General features: G+C 65.2%; 13 protein-coding genes and 1 pseudogene. 8 read left to right on the top strand and 6 right to left on the bottom strand.

The window, feature by feature from the left end; all coding sequences use genetic code 11:
• The first annotated feature begins 1 nt into the window (after position 1).
• The 3 genes from CP556_RS02225 (at position 2) to CP556_RS02215 (ending at position 2,227) form a co-directional block, all read left to right on the top strand.
• Positions 2 to 802, top strand: a complete 801-nt coding sequence (locus CP556_RS02225; RefSeq protein ID WP_098724137.1) for a 7-carboxy-7-deazaguanine synthase QueE — start codon at positions 2 to 4, stop codon at positions 800 to 802.
• A gap of 20 nt (positions 803 to 822) precedes the next feature.
• Entirely contained in the window at positions 823 to 1,566 is a 744-nt protein-coding gene (gene queC / locus CP556_RS02220; RefSeq protein WP_098724136.1) for a 7-cyano-7-deazaguanine synthase QueC, read from the top strand.
• 163 nt (positions 1,567 to 1,729) lie between these two features.
• Entirely contained in the window at positions 1,730 to 2,227 is a 498-nt protein-coding gene (locus CP556_RS02215; protein WP_176548100.1) for a hypothetical protein, read from the top strand.
• Positions 2,228 to 2,265: 38 nt separating this feature from the next.
• On the opposite strand, the gene CP556_RS02210 is transcribed toward CP556_RS02215, so the two are convergent.
• The 4 genes from CP556_RS02210 to CP556_RS02195 all read right to left on the bottom strand — a co-directional run bounded on the left by CP556_RS02210 (position 2,266) and on the right by CP556_RS02195 (position 7,193).
• Positions 2,266 to 3,783 carry an outer membrane protein assembly factor BamB family protein gene (locus CP556_RS02210; RefSeq protein WP_098724135.1) on the bottom strand — a complete coding sequence of 506 codons (1,518 nt, stop codon included), beginning with the start codon at positions 3,781 to 3,783 and terminating at the stop codon, positions 2,266 to 2,268.
• Between the two features lie 142 nt (positions 3,784 to 3,925).
• A complete protein-coding gene (locus CP556_RS02205; RefSeq protein ID WP_098724134.1) occupies positions 3,926 to 5,152 on the bottom strand; it encodes an iron-containing alcohol dehydrogenase family protein in 1,227 nt (408 codons plus the stop codon).
• A gap of 96 nt (positions 5,153 to 5,248) precedes the next feature.
• Positions 5,249 to 6,172, bottom strand: coding sequence for a 2-dehydropantoate 2-reductase (locus CP556_RS02200; RefSeq protein WP_098724133.1), 924 nt, complete (start codon positions 6,170 to 6,172; stop codon positions 5,249 to 5,251).
• A 61-nt stretch (positions 6,173 to 6,233) separates the two neighbouring features.
• Positions 6,234 to 7,193, bottom strand: coding sequence for a ring-cleaving dioxygenase (locus CP556_RS02195; RefSeq protein WP_098724132.1), 960 nt, complete (start codon positions 7,191 to 7,193; stop codon positions 6,234 to 6,236).
• Between the two features lie 208 nt (positions 7,194 to 7,401).
• On the opposite strand from CP556_RS02195, the pseudogene CP556_RS02190 reads away from it, so the two are divergent.
• Positions 7,402 to 7,518: pseudogene (locus CP556_RS02190) on the top strand (3-keto-5-aminohexanoate cleavage protein); the annotation flags it as partial.
• Here the strand turns inward: CP556_RS02190 and CP556_RS02185 are convergent.
• Both CP556_RS02185 and CP556_RS02180 read right to left on the bottom strand, forming a co-directional pair.
• On the bottom strand, positions 7,515 to 8,360 hold the full coding sequence (locus CP556_RS02185; RefSeq protein WP_098724130.1) for a hypothetical protein: 846 nt from the start codon (positions 8,358 to 8,360) through the stop codon (positions 7,515 to 7,517). The pseudogene CP556_RS02190 and the gene CP556_RS02185 sit on opposite strands and share 4 nt — an antisense overlap.
• 5 nt (positions 8,361 to 8,365) lie before the next feature.
• Positions 8,366 to 8,947: a flavodoxin domain-containing protein gene (locus tag CP556_RS02180; protein ID WP_098724129.1), complete on the bottom strand. Its 582-nt coding sequence runs from the start codon at positions 8,945 to 8,947 to the stop codon at positions 8,366 to 8,368.
• A 136-nt stretch (positions 8,948 to 9,083) separates the two neighbouring features.
• Between CP556_RS02180 and yqeC the strand changes: the two genes are divergently transcribed.
• The 4 genes from yqeC (at position 9,084) to CP556_RS02160 (ending at position 13,337) form a co-directional block, all read left to right on the top strand.
• Positions 9,084 to 9,833, top strand: a complete 750-nt coding sequence (gene yqeC / locus CP556_RS02175) for a selenium cofactor biosynthesis protein YqeC (RefSeq protein ID WP_098724128.1) — start codon at positions 9,084 to 9,086, stop codon at positions 9,831 to 9,833.
• Positions 9,834 to 10,379: 546 nt separating this feature from the next.
• On the top strand, positions 10,380 to 11,639 hold the full coding sequence (locus CP556_RS02170; protein WP_098724127.1) for a multicopper oxidase domain-containing protein: 1,260 nt from the start codon (positions 10,380 to 10,382) through the stop codon (positions 11,637 to 11,639).
• Positions 11,640 to 12,887: a ZIP family metal transporter gene (locus tag CP556_RS02165; RefSeq protein ID WP_098724126.1), complete on the top strand. Its 1,248-nt coding sequence runs from the start codon at positions 11,640 to 11,642 to the stop codon at positions 12,885 to 12,887. It abuts the gene before it with no gap.
• A 27-nt stretch (positions 12,888 to 12,914) separates the two neighbouring features.
• A complete protein-coding gene (locus tag CP556_RS02160) occupies positions 12,915 to 13,337 on the top strand; it encodes a plastocyanin/azurin family copper-binding protein (protein ID WP_098724125.1) in 423 nt (140 codons plus the stop codon).
• Positions 13,338 to 13,367: the final 30 nt, after the last annotated feature.

The following is a 13,367-nucleotide window of genomic DNA, read 5'->3' as shown; positions in this document are numbered from 1 at the left end:
GATGCCGGTTTCCGATTCAGTCGACCTCGAGAACGCGGCCGAGGGCGCGGCCGAAGTCGACGCCGAGGACGGTCGTTCCACCGAGGGGCTCCCGATCAACGAACTGTTCTACTCGGTCCAGGGAGAGGGAACGCTCGCGGGCGTCCCCTCGGTGTTCGTTCGGACGAGCGGCTGTAACCTCCGGTGTTGGTTCTGCGACTCCTATCACACCTCGTGGGAGCCGACCCACGCGTGGCTGGGACTCGAGGAAATTCTGGCGGAAATCGAGTCCCACGACGCCGATCACGTCGTCCTCACCGGCGGCGAACCGCTGATTCACGAGGAGAGCGTCGCCCTGCTCGAGGCGCTCGCGGACCGCGGCTATCACACCACCGTCGAGACCAACGGGACGATCTACCGGGACGCGCCGATCGACCTCGCCTCCGTGAGCCCGAAACTCGAGAGCAGTACGCCGACGCCCGAGCGCGATCCCAACGGGGAGGGCGAGTGGGAAGCGCGCCACGAGAGCGATCGAATCGATACGGACTCGCTCGTTCGACTGGTCGAGAGCTACGACGTTCAGCTGAAGTTCGTCGTGACCGACGCCGAAGACATGCCGGAGATCCTCGACTTGCTCGCGGAGCTCCGCACCGCCGCCGACGTTCCGATCGGCGATGACGACGTGCTCTTGATGCCCGAAGGAGCGACTCGAGAGCGCCTCGCGGAGACCCGCACCCAGGTCGCCGACCTCGCGATGGAGTACGGCTTCCGGTACACGCCGCGACTGCACGTCGACCTCTGGAACGACGCCCCCGAGACGTAATCACAGCGTTCGAGATCACTATGACCGAAACGACCACCGACACCGCGACCGACGAATCGACCGCCGAACGCGCCGTCGTCCTTCTCTCGGGCGGCATGGACAGCGCCACCGCCGCCGCCGAAGCCCGCGAACGGGGCTACGAGATCTACGCGCTGCACACCTCCTACGGCCAGCGAACGGAGGACCGCGAACTCGAGTGTGCGCGCCGACTCGCCGACGAGTTCGACGCGGCCGACTTCCTGCAGATCGAGACTGGCCACCTCTCGGCGATCGGGGCCTCGAGCCTCACCGACGACGAGATGGCCGTCGACGACGCCGATCTCGAGAGCGACGAGATCCCCTCGTCGTACGTCCCCTTCCGGAACGCGAACCTGCTCTCGATGGCGGTTTCCTACGCCGAAGCGAACGATTGCGAGGCCGTCTTCATCGGCGCCCACAGCGAGGACTTCTCGGGGTATCCCGACTGCCGCCCCGAGTTCTTCGAGGCCTTCGAGGCGGTCGTCGATGTCGGCACGAAACCCGAGACCGGAATTTCGATCGAAGCACCCTTCGTCGACGACTCGAAGACCGACATCGCCGAGCGCGGCGTCGAACTCGAGGTCCCTTACGAGCACACCTGGAGTTGCTACCGCGAGAACGAACCCGCGTGCGGGACCTGCGATTCGTGTGCGTTCCGGCTGCAGGCCTTCCAGACCATCGGCGTTCGCGACCCGATCGAGTACGCCGAGCGACCGTCGTACGCGGACGAAACTGGCGGTCAGTAGCCCGCTCGCGATTCGTCAGGCCCCATCGGGATCCGTCGGAAACCGTGAAAATTAGCCGCGATCTGCCGGAATCCGCCAGAGTTTAGCAGAAGCTGTCAGAAACTGTCCGGGTTCCGGCACGCGATGAAAACCTTCAACAGCCGACACGTCGAACTGACTGCTCGTGACGCATCCCGTGTTTCGATGGTTCCGAGACGACGACGGGAGCTGGCAGTTCCCCGAGGGACGTCGCGGCGAGTTCGTAACGCTCGCACTCTCTCTGCCGGCTCTGGCCACGTTCGTCCACATCGATGGAGGGCTTCCCCGGCCGCTCGAGTACTGGCCGGCCGTGATCCTTGGCGTCTGTTCCGGGTTCCTGTACGCGACATCCTATCGAGAACCTATCGTCGAGCGCGTTCCCGATTTGGTCTCCGTCGGGCAGGTGTTCTCCCTCTTGGTCGGCGGGTTCGGCCTCACGCTCCTCCGGCTCATTCACGTCGCCGATCCCACAGTCCTGTTCATCCTCGCCGCCGGCGGGACGATCACGCTGGTCTACGGCGTCAGGTTGTGCTCGCCGTTCCACCCCGGTCTCGATCCGCCGCGTCGCGGCGTCGAACCGCCACCAGCGGTCGAATCGGAGTCGGGGACTGTGACGGAGACAACCGCGACCCGTGACCGCTGACTCCGACCGTCGCTACCGCGCCGCCTCGAGTCTGCGTTTCACTCGTCGTCGCCGGTCCGTCGGCGCAGCCACTCGAGGGCGAGTGCCCCGCCGGCGATGCTCGTCCCGGCGGTGAACCCGGGAGTTTCGTCGGCATCGTCGGACGATTCGGTATCGGTGTCGTCGGTCGATTCGTCGCCGGCACCAACCGATTCGTTTCCGCCGTCGGAGCCGGTCTCGTCTTCGCCGTCGTCGCTTCCGTTGCCGGAGCCGGTCTCGTCTTCGCCGTCATCGATTTCGTCGCCGTGCTCTTCGCCGTCGGTTCGGATCGCGAACAGGGCATCACCGCTGACGTAGACGGTGTCGCCGACGACCGCCATCTGTCGCGGCTCCGTCCCGGTGTCGATGCGCCACTCGCCGCGTCCGTCCGTTCGGGCGAACGCGGCCACGCCGGATTCCTCGAGCCCCACGTAGACGGAGTCGTCATCGACGACCGCCGACGCGAACGAATCGTCGCCGTCCGACGGCTGCCAGACGCGATCCCCCGTCTCCGAATCGTAGCCGGTGACGGTCTTCCGGTCGCCGTCTTCGGCGTCGGTCACGGCGTACACGCGATCGTCGGTGAGCACGTCCAGCGAGTGGGTGGGTACCGTCGATCGCTCCGTACCGGTTTCGGCGTCGTATATCGTTACAACGCCGGCTTTGACGGCGGCGGCGACACCGTCGGCGACGATCGGCCGACCGGAGAACGTGCTCGAGGCCCAGTCGTCGACGGTGTCCGTCCACCGTTCGTCCCCGGTTTCGGCGTCCAGGGCGATCAGCCGCTTGTTGCTGAGGGCGAACACCGTTCTGCCGGCGACGGCGACGGAGTCTCGCTGCAGGTAATCGCCTCGTTCTCGCCCGTCGTCGGTCGTCACCGTGCCCGGTTCGAACTGCCAGCGCCGCTCGCCGCCGCGTGCCTCGAGCGCGTACAGGACCTTGTCGGCGACGAGAAATACCAGTCCGCCCGCGACTGTGGGTGATAGATTCGTTTCGGACCCGAGGCCGCTCTCCTGCCAGCGGATGTCTCCGGTCGCAACGTCGAGTGCGGTCAGATTCGGCTCGTCTCCTTTGCTGGTGACGTACACCGTGTCGTGTGCGATCGCCGGTGGCCCCGTGGCAGCCATCGGCTCCTCTCGACTCGCCGCCGTGATCTCGGTCTCCCACTGGAGCGAGCCGTCGATCGCGTCGATCGCGCGTACCTGCCCGTCGTCGGCGACGAGGTAAACCGTCCCGTCGACGACGGCGAACGTTCCCCCGTGATCGTCCTCCCAGGCGACGCCGACCGGCGGTTTCGGTCCGGTCGAACCCGGAACGAAACCCGTGTTTCCCGCATCGCCGCGGATCGACGACCAGCCCCTCGAGCCGTCCGCAGTCACCGATTCGTCGGTCGTCGATTCCCCGTCCGTGGTTTCGTCGCCCGCGGATCCGTCGGCGTCGGTTTCCTGGGCCGCTCCCGTGCCCGTCGCCGCCCCCATTCCGGCAGCAAGCGTGAGCCCGGCGTACCGGAGAACGGTCCGTCTTTCGTGCTCGCTCATGATCTATCCGAACGGCGGTATCGAGCACTGTTATTTATCGGTCCGATAACAGCGTTCCGTCCCGGAAATGCGGGAGGTAGAACGGTTGCGACAGCGGAAATACTCGTCAGTGAAACGAGGTGCTGGCCGGTTTTTCGGCTCCTCACCACGCCCGCTCGAGCACGCCCTCGATTTCGTCGACGGTCGGCTCCAGCCCCGGCGGCGCGTTCGCCATGAACGCGTCGTTCAGAATCGCCTCCGCCACCGCGGTGAACGCCTCGGGTTCGGGGCCGTCGACGTCTCGCAGCCGCGAGGGAAGGCCGAGTGCGTCCCGGATTTCGGTGACCGCCTCGACGACCGCGGCCTCGTGATTCGCGGCGTCCCCGACCCCGAGCGCGTCCGCGAGCATCCCCGCTTGAGCGTCCACGCCGTCGCTCTCGAAGAGATACTCGAGGACGTGCGGGACGACGATGGCGTGGGCCGCCCCCTGCTGAACGTCGTCCGTCCGCGTGAGGCCGTGGCCGAAGGCGTGGACGATCGACGCCGTCGTCTTCCCGGGTCTCGAGATGCCGTACTGGACGAGGACGACCCCCTCGAGGATCGTCTCGAACGTCCCGATATCCCGCTTGCCGTCGCCGAACGCTCGCAGTCCGTTCTGGAGTGTCTCGAGGCCGTGGCGGGCGGTCGCATCGGTGATCGGCGTCGCGTTGCGCGCGTAGAGCGTCTCGATTCCCTTGTCGAAGCCGTTCATGGCCGAGCCCGCGAGGATCGAGGCGGGCGTGGTCGCGACCAGCTCCGGATCGTAGACCGCCGCCGCGGGCATCAGTCCCGGATCGGAGATGCCGCCGCCGATCTCCTCGTCGACCAGCCCCGACTCGGGGGACGCGGTGATCCCGGCGACCATCGAGAGATCGGCTCCGGCGAGCGTCGTGGGAATCGCGACGATCGGAATCAGCCCCTCGTCGGGGACCGTGATCGTTCCGGTCTCGGCGAACTCGGTGGCTACCTCCTGGGCTGCACGGTCGCTCGCCGCGAGGATGCTGATGACTTTCGCGACGTCGAGGCTGCTGCCGCCGCCGAGGCTGACGAGCACGTCGGCGTCGTCCATTCGCAGCCGCTCGCGGCCGTCGATCGCCGTCGCGAGCCGTTTTGTCGTCGTCGTCTCGTCGAAGACGCCGGCCAGCCGATCACCCAGCCCCGTCCTGACCGGCTCGATCACATCGGGCGTGCTCCCGACGGTCGAGCCGCAGACGATCAGCGCCCGCTCGAGACCCTGTGCCTCGAGTTCGCCCTCGAGGTCGTCGACGCAGCCGGTTCCGAATCTGACGGTGGCGGGTTCGTACTCGAATCGGAAGGCCGGATCGCGGTCGCTCGAGTCGGATGCGGTCATGGGCATTCGTACGGGACGGGCAGTGTTAAAGGCGCGAGCAGCGGCGATCCGCTCGGACTCGTAGCCGGTTTGCAATCGCCCGTCGAGATCGACGCGTTATCGACCGGCTCGGTCGGCCCAGGGCCGCAGAATTGCGTGAACGGCCTCGTTCATCGGAACGTCGACATCGACCTCGCTCGCATGTCGAACGACGGAGCCGTGCAGTGCGTCGAGTTCCAGTCGCTTGTCGTGTGTCAGGTCGTAGTGGAGCGAGGAATACATTTCCGAATCCAGCTCGCGCGCAAACTCAAGCCACTCATCGACGGTTTCGTCGGGGAGATCGACGTCCTCCGCTCGAGCGACGGCACAGACTTCCTCGATGATCCGGCGGTACATCGCCCACGAGGCGTCCGTCTCGCGGAGTTCGCCGATCGGGAGCCGAGTCGTGGCGGTCATTCCCGCCTGCGCACAGATGAACGCGAACTTCCGCCAGAGTTCGACGCGGATGTCCGTGGCAAGGACCGCGTCGATCCCATCGCTCGCCGACAGTGCGTCGTCGAGTCGTTCGATTCGGTCGGTTCGCTCGCCGTCGAGTTCGCCGTAGACGAACCGGGCCGGCCCGCCGGTGTGTTCGACGACGCCGGGCTCCCCGATGGTCGAGAAGATGTAGGCGACGCCACCGACGACGTGGTCCTCACCGATTTCGTCGGCGAGCCATCGCTCGTTGTCGACGCCGTTCTGGACGGAGACGACCGCCGTCCTCTCACCGAGTAGCGGGGCGAGACCCGCGGTCGCGTCTCGCGTATCGTGGGCCTTCACGCAGAACAGGACGACATCACACGGCCCGATGTCCGCCGGGTCGTCGGTCGCCGGCAGCTCGACCGACGTATCGCCGCGGATGCTCTCGACGCGCAAACCGTCGGATCGGAGTGCAGCGAGGTGGTCGCCTCTCGCGACGAGATGGACCTCGTGGCCCGCGTCCGCGAGGCGAGCCCCGAGATAGCCGCCGACGCCGCCGGCACCGAATACAGCGACTTTCATACCGTTCGTACGGAGAGATCAGTCAAAGGAATTGTGGGTTTCCGGCCCTCAGCGGCTCGAGTCAGTCCCTACTCGAGTCGACGTTCGGCCCCTCGAACTCGGGTAACTGGGCCTCGATCTCCTCGCGTTCGTTCTCGAGCCACCCCGGGAGCGCTAGCCGTTCGCCCAACGCCTCGAGGCCCTCGTCTTCCGTGAAGCCGGGCCCGGTCGTCGCCATCTCGAAGAGGACGCCGCCCGGTTCGCGCGTGTAGATCGACTGGAAGTACTTCCGGTCGATAACCTCGGAGGGCGACAGCCCCGCCGCGGCGAAGGCCTCGCGCCACTCCTCCTGTTCCTCGACGCTTTCCGCCACGAACGCGACGTGGTGAACGGTTCCGATGCCCATCTGCCCGCGTCCGGCATCGGTCTCGACGAGGTCGACCACCGAGCCCGGACCGCCCGTTGCGCTTCGGTAGCGCCGACGGCCGCCCGCTTCGGCCTCGAGTTCGTAGCCGAGGACGTCGGTCAGAATCGTCTCGGTCGGGCCGTAGTCGTCGACGGCGAGCGCGACGTTGTAGAAGCCCCGGAGCTGGTGCTCGGTCGGAACCGGGCCGTCCTCCCACGGCGTCGCGTCAAATTCGTCATCGGTCGCGACGAGTTCGAGTTCGATCCCGTCCGGGTCCGAAAACCGGAGCACGGTCTCGTCGAACCGTTCTTCCGCCGTGAACTCGACGCCCCGAGACTCGAGGCGGTCGCGCCAGTAGTCGACCGAATCCGAAGCGATTCCGTAGGCAGTCGTCCGTGTCTGTCCAGCGCCGAACCGACCCTCGTGTCCCTGATCGGTCCACGGGAAGAAGGTGATATTCGTCCCGGGAGAGCCCTCGCCGTCGCCGAAGTAGAAGTGGTAGGTGCCCGTATCATCGTGGTTGACGGTCTTCTTCACGAATCGCAGGCCGAGCGTCCCGACGTAGAAGTCGGCGTTCGCCTGCGGGTCCTCGGCGATCGCCGTGACGTGGTGGAGTCCGGATGTGTTCGGTGACATTACCGCTGTTAGGGACCCAGTGTTTGAATCGTTTGCTCGCGTTCGCGTCACCGGGGGACACGCGGGTTACCGCTTATTCCGACTCGCCCAAAACCGGATCACTCGTGACTCGAGACGACGGTTCGGGACCGAACCTCGAGGCGGGCGACGGAAACAACGATGACCGTTAACAGACGCCATGGCACGTATGAGCTGTCCATCTCTCGAGTATCGTGACGGTGCCGAGAGCAACGCGCAACTGGTCGAACGCGTTGTCCGCGTCGCGGCGGAACTGGGCCGCGAGGGCACGACGCCGGTGCAGGCGCGGGAGATACTCGGGCTCTAGGTGTCGACCCGGTCGGCTGTGAAGCGCGGCTCGGAACCGATGGAGAGCAGGAACCGTCCCATCAGGAATACACTGACGAGCGTCAGCGCGCCGAAGATGACGATTTGCGGGAGCGGTACCGGTTGGCCATCGCGGACCATGAACACCGACATCGCCAGCACGGCTCCACCGAGGGTCGCGATCTTGACGAGGAGGACAGCCGTGAACGCGTATCCCCACGCCTGGCGCTGCCAGAGCCAGTACGCCGAGAGGGCGAACGCGGGCACGACGACGCCGAGATCGAGCGAGTAGATCACCGACGTCGGGAGTCCGGCGTCGGCGATGCTCGGCGGTGTCGTCCCCGAAACGGTCGCCGGCAGGATTTCCGACAGCCAGAGCAGCGAGATCAGGACGACCAGCAACAGCTGGAAGCCGACGTACGAGCGGATCGACGCGTCTCCGACCTGCCGTTTCAACGCGGATGCATCGAGACGGACCGTTCCGCCAACGAACGTAAACAGCGTCAGCCAGAGCAACGCGACGTAGACGAGGTAGAGTTCGTTGAACGCGGTCATGAACGCGTAGGAGGCGTACGTGTACAGCAGGTAGCCGGTGACGCCGAGCCACGAGACGTATCCTCTGAGCGAGCCGCGAGCGGCGAAGAACAGCGAGACGGCCAGCGCGGGGACGGCGACGACGAGCGTCAGCAGGTCCTGGCCGTATACCTGCGGGAGCAGTACCGGCGCGTCGCGGTAGAAGCCGGGGACGAACAGCCCCACCAGCGTCGCAATGACCGTCAGGACGAGTGTCACGAGCGATGCGATGCCGTACGAACGTGGAATGAGGGGGTGAGCGGCGGCCATTCGAGTCAGTTCGCGCTGCCTTCTTCGGGCGATCCCAGGCCGAGACGACCCTCGACGAACGCGGCGAAGTCCGCGGCAAAGGCCTCGACCTCGTCCCAGTCGGTGTACTCGTAGTCGCGGGAGGTGTCCGTATCGCCGGTCGCATCCGTGGCGATCCGTTTCATCATGAGCCGCTTGAGGAAGCCGTACTTCGAGTACCGGAGCGCGCCCCCGAAGCGGGCGATTCGGTCGGGCTGCCAGTCGGTCTCCTCGAGGAACGCATCGACGTAGCCCGCCGCTTCAGCACGCCGGGTTTCGTCGCTCACGGCGTCGGACATGGACAGCTGGAAGAACGCCGTCGGACGGGCGGCCAGCGTCTCGCGGGTAGTTCGCACGAAATCCCGAACTGCCGGCTGGTGTTTCCCCATGTGGATCGATGCGCCGACGAGCACGGCATCGTACGCCTCGCAGTCGAAGTCCGCCGGAATCTCGTCGACGTTCATCACGGTGGCATCGTGCCCGCGGTCAGCGAACACGTCGCCGATTCGATCGGCGACCGTCGCCGTCTGTCCCTCACCGGTCCCGTAACTGACGAGAATCGAACCCATCGTTGCTCTCCGTTTCAGTACGGCCTACGAGCCGATAAAAGAGCAGGGCGGACCCCGCCCTCGCTGCGGCGGGCTCGAACGACGGCCGCGGGGCCACGGACCCAAATGATTAGCCGGCTCCGGTCGTAGCGTCGATATGGACGTTCTCGAGGCGCTCCGAGCGGAGTCCGGCGTCGTCGCCGTCGTCGGTGCGGGCGGCAAGAAGACGACGCTCTATACGCTTGCCGAACGCGCCGCAAGCGATCGCTCCCTGCGAGCGGTCGTGACGGCGACGGTTCGGATCCCGATCTTCGATCGACACGTCGAGGAAGTCGCCGTGACTGACGACCCGGTTGCGGCCCTCGAGCGAGCGGACGCGTGGCCCGTCGGCGTCGTCCCGGAGCGGGAGGGCGAAGACCGGTACGTGGGGTACGATCCCGATGTCGTCGACGACATCGCGACGGCCGACGTCGCCGATCTCGTTCTCGTCAAGGCCGATGGTGCGCGGACGCGGGAGTTCAAGGCACCGAACGAGCGCGAACCGCAACTTCCCCGACACGTCGACACCGTCGTCCCGATCGCGAGCGTGCAGGCCGTCGGAAAACCGCTCTCGGCCGACCACGTCCACCGGCCGGAGCGAGTGGCGGCGATCACCGGGCTCGATCGCGGCGATGTGATCCGGCCCGAAGACGTCGCTCGAGTGCTCGCGAGCGATCGCGGCGGGCACAAGGGAGTTCCGGACGGAGCGACGGTCGTCCCGCTCCTCAACAAGGTCGATGACGCCAAGATGCGGGATGTCGCAGCGGACATCGGACGGGAGTTGCTCGAGCGAGCGCCGGCCGTGAGGCAAGTCGTTTTGGCGCGGATGGTCGGTGAGGAACCGGTGATCGACGTCCTCGGGACCTAGTTCCCGACTCGTGTCACAGTCCGAGGCCCAGGACGGGATCGGTTCGTTTCCTCGAGTCGATTCGGCGCTCTCTCGAACTCCTCGCGACTGTACTCGCGTTCTCTGGTCGAAAATGGGGTACGACGGAATCTCTCACGAGGAACGGACGAGCCGGTCTTTCGACAGGTCCGATTCGAGTACGAATTGATACTGATTTCCCACCTGCCGTCGAGCGAGAACCCAGTTCGAACCAAAGAATTAGACATATCTAATTTAATTACGAGGGATTGATACCACGGTTGCATCGATCGAAGCGACTGTCGCCAGAAGAATCCGTGGTCGAATAATATTTTCAGTTACCACGGGACGAATGCGCAAGAAACTTCCAGTGGCGGTATATTGACCGAACTGTCCAGTCAGGCACGGCATCCGCGACTTCCCGTTTACCGATTGACTCGTTAGATATTTTGATTAGACATGATCTAAATTTAGACGCGTCAAATTCATATAGGGGGTCGACTAACACCCGAACGTGAACGGACGAGTACCCAGATCGGAATCGAGACCATGCCATCACTAGATTATACCAGCGCAGCTGAAGTTACAGCACAGCTTGAGGAACGACTCGTCGAAGCGGTCGGGGAGAAACCGGACGTCAGCCGACGAACGGTGCTCGGCGGGCTCGGGGTCGCCGGGAGTGCTGCGGTCGGGATCGGGAGTACGCGAGCGGGTGCCGATTCCGGCCACGACGAGGACGAACACGGGACGTTCGGTGCCGTCGACGAGTACCGCGATTCGACTTTCGATCCCCACGAGTTCCTGAGAACGTTCAACACGGGCGAGAGCGGTCAGGACGCCGTCCCACAACGAATCTACGAGGAGAACGGCCGAACCGTTCGGGAGTTCGAGTTCACCGCAGTCGATACGACGATTACGATCGCGCCGGGCATCGAGTTCGAAGCCTGGGCGTTCAACGGGCAGGTACCGGGGCCGACGATCCGCGCCGTCGAGGGTGATCTCATTCGGGTCACGTTCGAAAACTTCGGGCGACACGCCCACACGATTCACCCGCACCTGAAGAATCTCGACCCCGAAATGGACGGCATTCCCCAGAACGGACCCGGCGTGCTCGAGACCGGCGAGTCGTACACCTACGAGTGGATCGCACAGCCCGCCGGCGTGCACTTCTATCACTGCCACTCGCTGCCGTTGAAAGAGCACATTCACCGTGGCCTTTACGGCGCGATGATCGTCGATCCGGATCCCGAACGGGTCAGGGAGAACCCTGCCGATTACGTGACGGACCATCCGAGTCAGATCACCGACGCGATGGTCGACGATCTGGTCGACGAGGCCAAGACGCGCAACCACGAGTACGCCGAGAACGACGCCGTCAACGAGTTGGTGATCGTGATGAACTCGTTCGATACCAACTTCGACGGCGGAAACGAGGTCTACGCTGCGAATACGCGGGCCTTCGCATACGGCGTCGGCGAGACCGACGGGAACGGCGACTGGACGGCTGGCGAGACGAAACGCCCCATCCGGATCGACAAGAACGAACGGCAGCGAGTGTATCTCGTGAACGCGACGGAGTTCGACCTTGTCAACTCTTTCCATACCCACTCGCAGTTCTTCGATTACTACGACCACGGGACGACGTTGCTACCGACGCGCCAGACCGTCGACACGGTCATGCAGACGCAGGCCCAGCGAGGTATCATCGAACTCGACTACTCCGATCACGAGCCGGGGCTGTACATGTTCCACGCTCATCAGTCGGAGTTCGCCGAACTCGGCTGGATGAGCTTCTTCGAGGTGGTCTAAATGGCGGACGAACGGCGGGATACCACGACGGACGGAGGCCTACCGGCCGAAACCGAGGTCGGGCAGCCGCTCGGCGTCCCGCGATGGGTCACTGCGGTGCTCCCGATCGTATTGCTCGTCCTCGTCCTGGGCGCGTTCGTGTTCACCTCTCCCCTCGCAGGGATACAGGGTGGTGAACCGCTCCCCGACGTGACGGTCACTCACTCCACGCTGCCGAGCGATGACACCGTCGTCTTGCACGTCACGAACAACGGCCCGGAGGAAGTAACGATCTCGCAGGTCCTCGTCGACGAGGCCTACTGGAACTTCCGCGTCGAGGGCGCCGGCGGTGATCGGACGCTCGAGCCGCGAGAAAGCGCGCGCGTCGTCGTTCCGTATCACTGGAATCCGGGCTGGGACCTCGAGGTCGATCTCGTGCTCTCGGACGGCGCGACGGTCAGTCACGGTATCGAAGCGCCCCAGCAGAGTCCCGGCTTCGGCGCTGACGTCCTGTGGACGCTGGCGCTTATCGGACTGTTCGTCGGGGTGATTCCCGTCGCGCTCGGCATGCTCTGGTTCCCATACATCCGGACGATGAGCGACCGGACCTTGCACGCCGTTCTCCTGTTTGCCACCGGTGTGCTCGCGTTCCTCGCGTTCGACGCCGGATTCGAGGCGTTCGAACTCGCCGAGCGAATCCCGGGGGCTTACGAGGGCAACCTCCTGGTCGTCTCCGGGGTTCTCGGCGCACTGTTACTCGTGCAATCGATCAGTTCGTGGCGGGAGGGACGCGCCGCCGGCGACGGTCGAGCGGGCGGCGGTCTCTGGGTCGCGTATCTGGTGGCGCTTGGCATCGGCCTCCACAACCTCGCGGAGGGACTCGCCATCGGGAGTTCGTTCGCGCTCGGTCGCGTCTCGCTCGGCGCGTTCCTCGTCATCGGGTTCATGCTCCACAACGTGACGGAAGGTCCGGCGGTCGTTGCGCCGGTCGCGCGTGACGAGCGCCCGGCCTGGTGGCACTTCGTGGCGCTCGGTCTCCTCGCCGGCGCACCGGTCATCCTCGGCGGATGGATCGGGAGCCTCGCCTACTCGCCGACGGTCGGTGCGTTCTTCCTCGCGATCGGTGTTGGTGCGATCCTGCAGGTCGTCTGGGAGATCACACGGATGGTTCGTGACGCGGGTGGACGCGTCGGCAGTGCGACGAATCTGCTGGCCTTCCTGATCGGCTTCGCCGTGATGTACGCGACCGATATCTTCGTGGCGATCTGAGACGGCCACGCTTCAATACTCGTATTCATGCCATTCAACCGCGCTGATCGGCGGGCGATCCTCCGTCTCGGCGGTACCGCACTCGCGACGATCGGGACCGCCGGGTGTCTGCAGAGTCGGTCGTCGACCGATCGGACCGTCACGATGACCGGCGGGTTCGGGTTCGATCCGGAGGCGACGACGATAGCACCCGGACGGACCGTGACCTGGAAGAACACGAGCGACGTCGATCACACGGTCACCGCTTCCGAAGCCGAGCTTCCGGACGGTGCCACGTACTTCGCGAGCGGCGGCTTCGAGTCCGAGCGCGCCGCGAGAAATACCCTGACAGCGGGTCTCATCGAACCGACTTCCGAGTACGAACGGACGTTCGAGGTGCCCGGCACGTACCACTACTACTGTATCCCCCACGAGAGTTCCGGGATGCTCGGGACCGTTCAGGTCGAGTAGGGCCGGACGTAATCCTTCGCTGACACGGTG

The organism is Natrinema sp. CBA1119 (assembly GCF_002572525.1).
Taxonomy (GTDB): Archaea; Halobacteriota; Halobacteria; order Halobacteriales; family Natrialbaceae; genus Natrinema.
Note: the sequence above shows the minus strand (reverse complement) of the source record. Positions and strands in the feature narration are given on the sequence as shown.

Coding starts and splice junctions, on each gene's coding strand:
- yqeC (WP_098724128.1), top strand. CDS start 9,084: ATGGACGTTCTCGAGGCGCTCCGAGCGGAGTCCGGCGTCGTCGCCGTC.
- CP556_RS02200 (WP_098724133.1), bottom strand. CDS start 6,172: ATGAAAGTCGCTGTATTCGGTGCCGGCGGCGTCGGCGGCTATCTCGGG.
- CP556_RS02170 (WP_098724127.1), top strand. CDS start 10,380: ATGCCATCACTAGATTATACCAGCGCAGCTGAAGTTACAGCACAGCTT.
- CP556_RS02195 (WP_098724132.1), bottom strand. CDS start 7,193: ATGTCACCGAACACATCCGGACTCCACCACGTCACGGCGATCGCCGAG.
- CP556_RS02210 (WP_098724135.1), bottom strand. CDS start 3,783: ATGAGCGAGCACGAAAGACGGACCGTTCTCCGGTACGCCGGGCTCACG.
- CP556_RS02165 (WP_098724126.1), top strand. CDS start 11,640: ATGGCGGACGAACGGCGGGATACCACGACGGACGGAGGCCTACCGGCC.
- CP556_RS02180 (WP_098724129.1), bottom strand. CDS start 8,947: ATGGGTTCGATTCTCGTCAGTTACGGGACCGGTGAGGGACAGACGGCG.
- CP556_RS02160 (WP_098724125.1), top strand. CDS start 12,915: ATGCCATTCAACCGCGCTGATCGGCGGGCGATCCTCCGTCTCGGCGGT.
- CP556_RS02185 (WP_098724130.1), bottom strand. CDS start 8,360: ATGGCCGCCGCTCACCCCCTCATTCCACGTTCGTACGGCATCGCATCG.
- CP556_RS02225 (WP_098724137.1), top strand. CDS start 2: ATGCCGGTTTCCGATTCAGTCGACCTCGAGAACGCGGCCGAGGGCGCG.
- queC (WP_098724136.1), top strand. CDS start 823: ATGACCGAAACGACCACCGACACCGCGACCGACGAATCGACCGCCGAA.
- CP556_RS02205 (WP_098724134.1), bottom strand. CDS start 5,152: ATGACCGCATCCGACTCGAGCGACCGCGATCCGGCCTTCCGATTCGAG.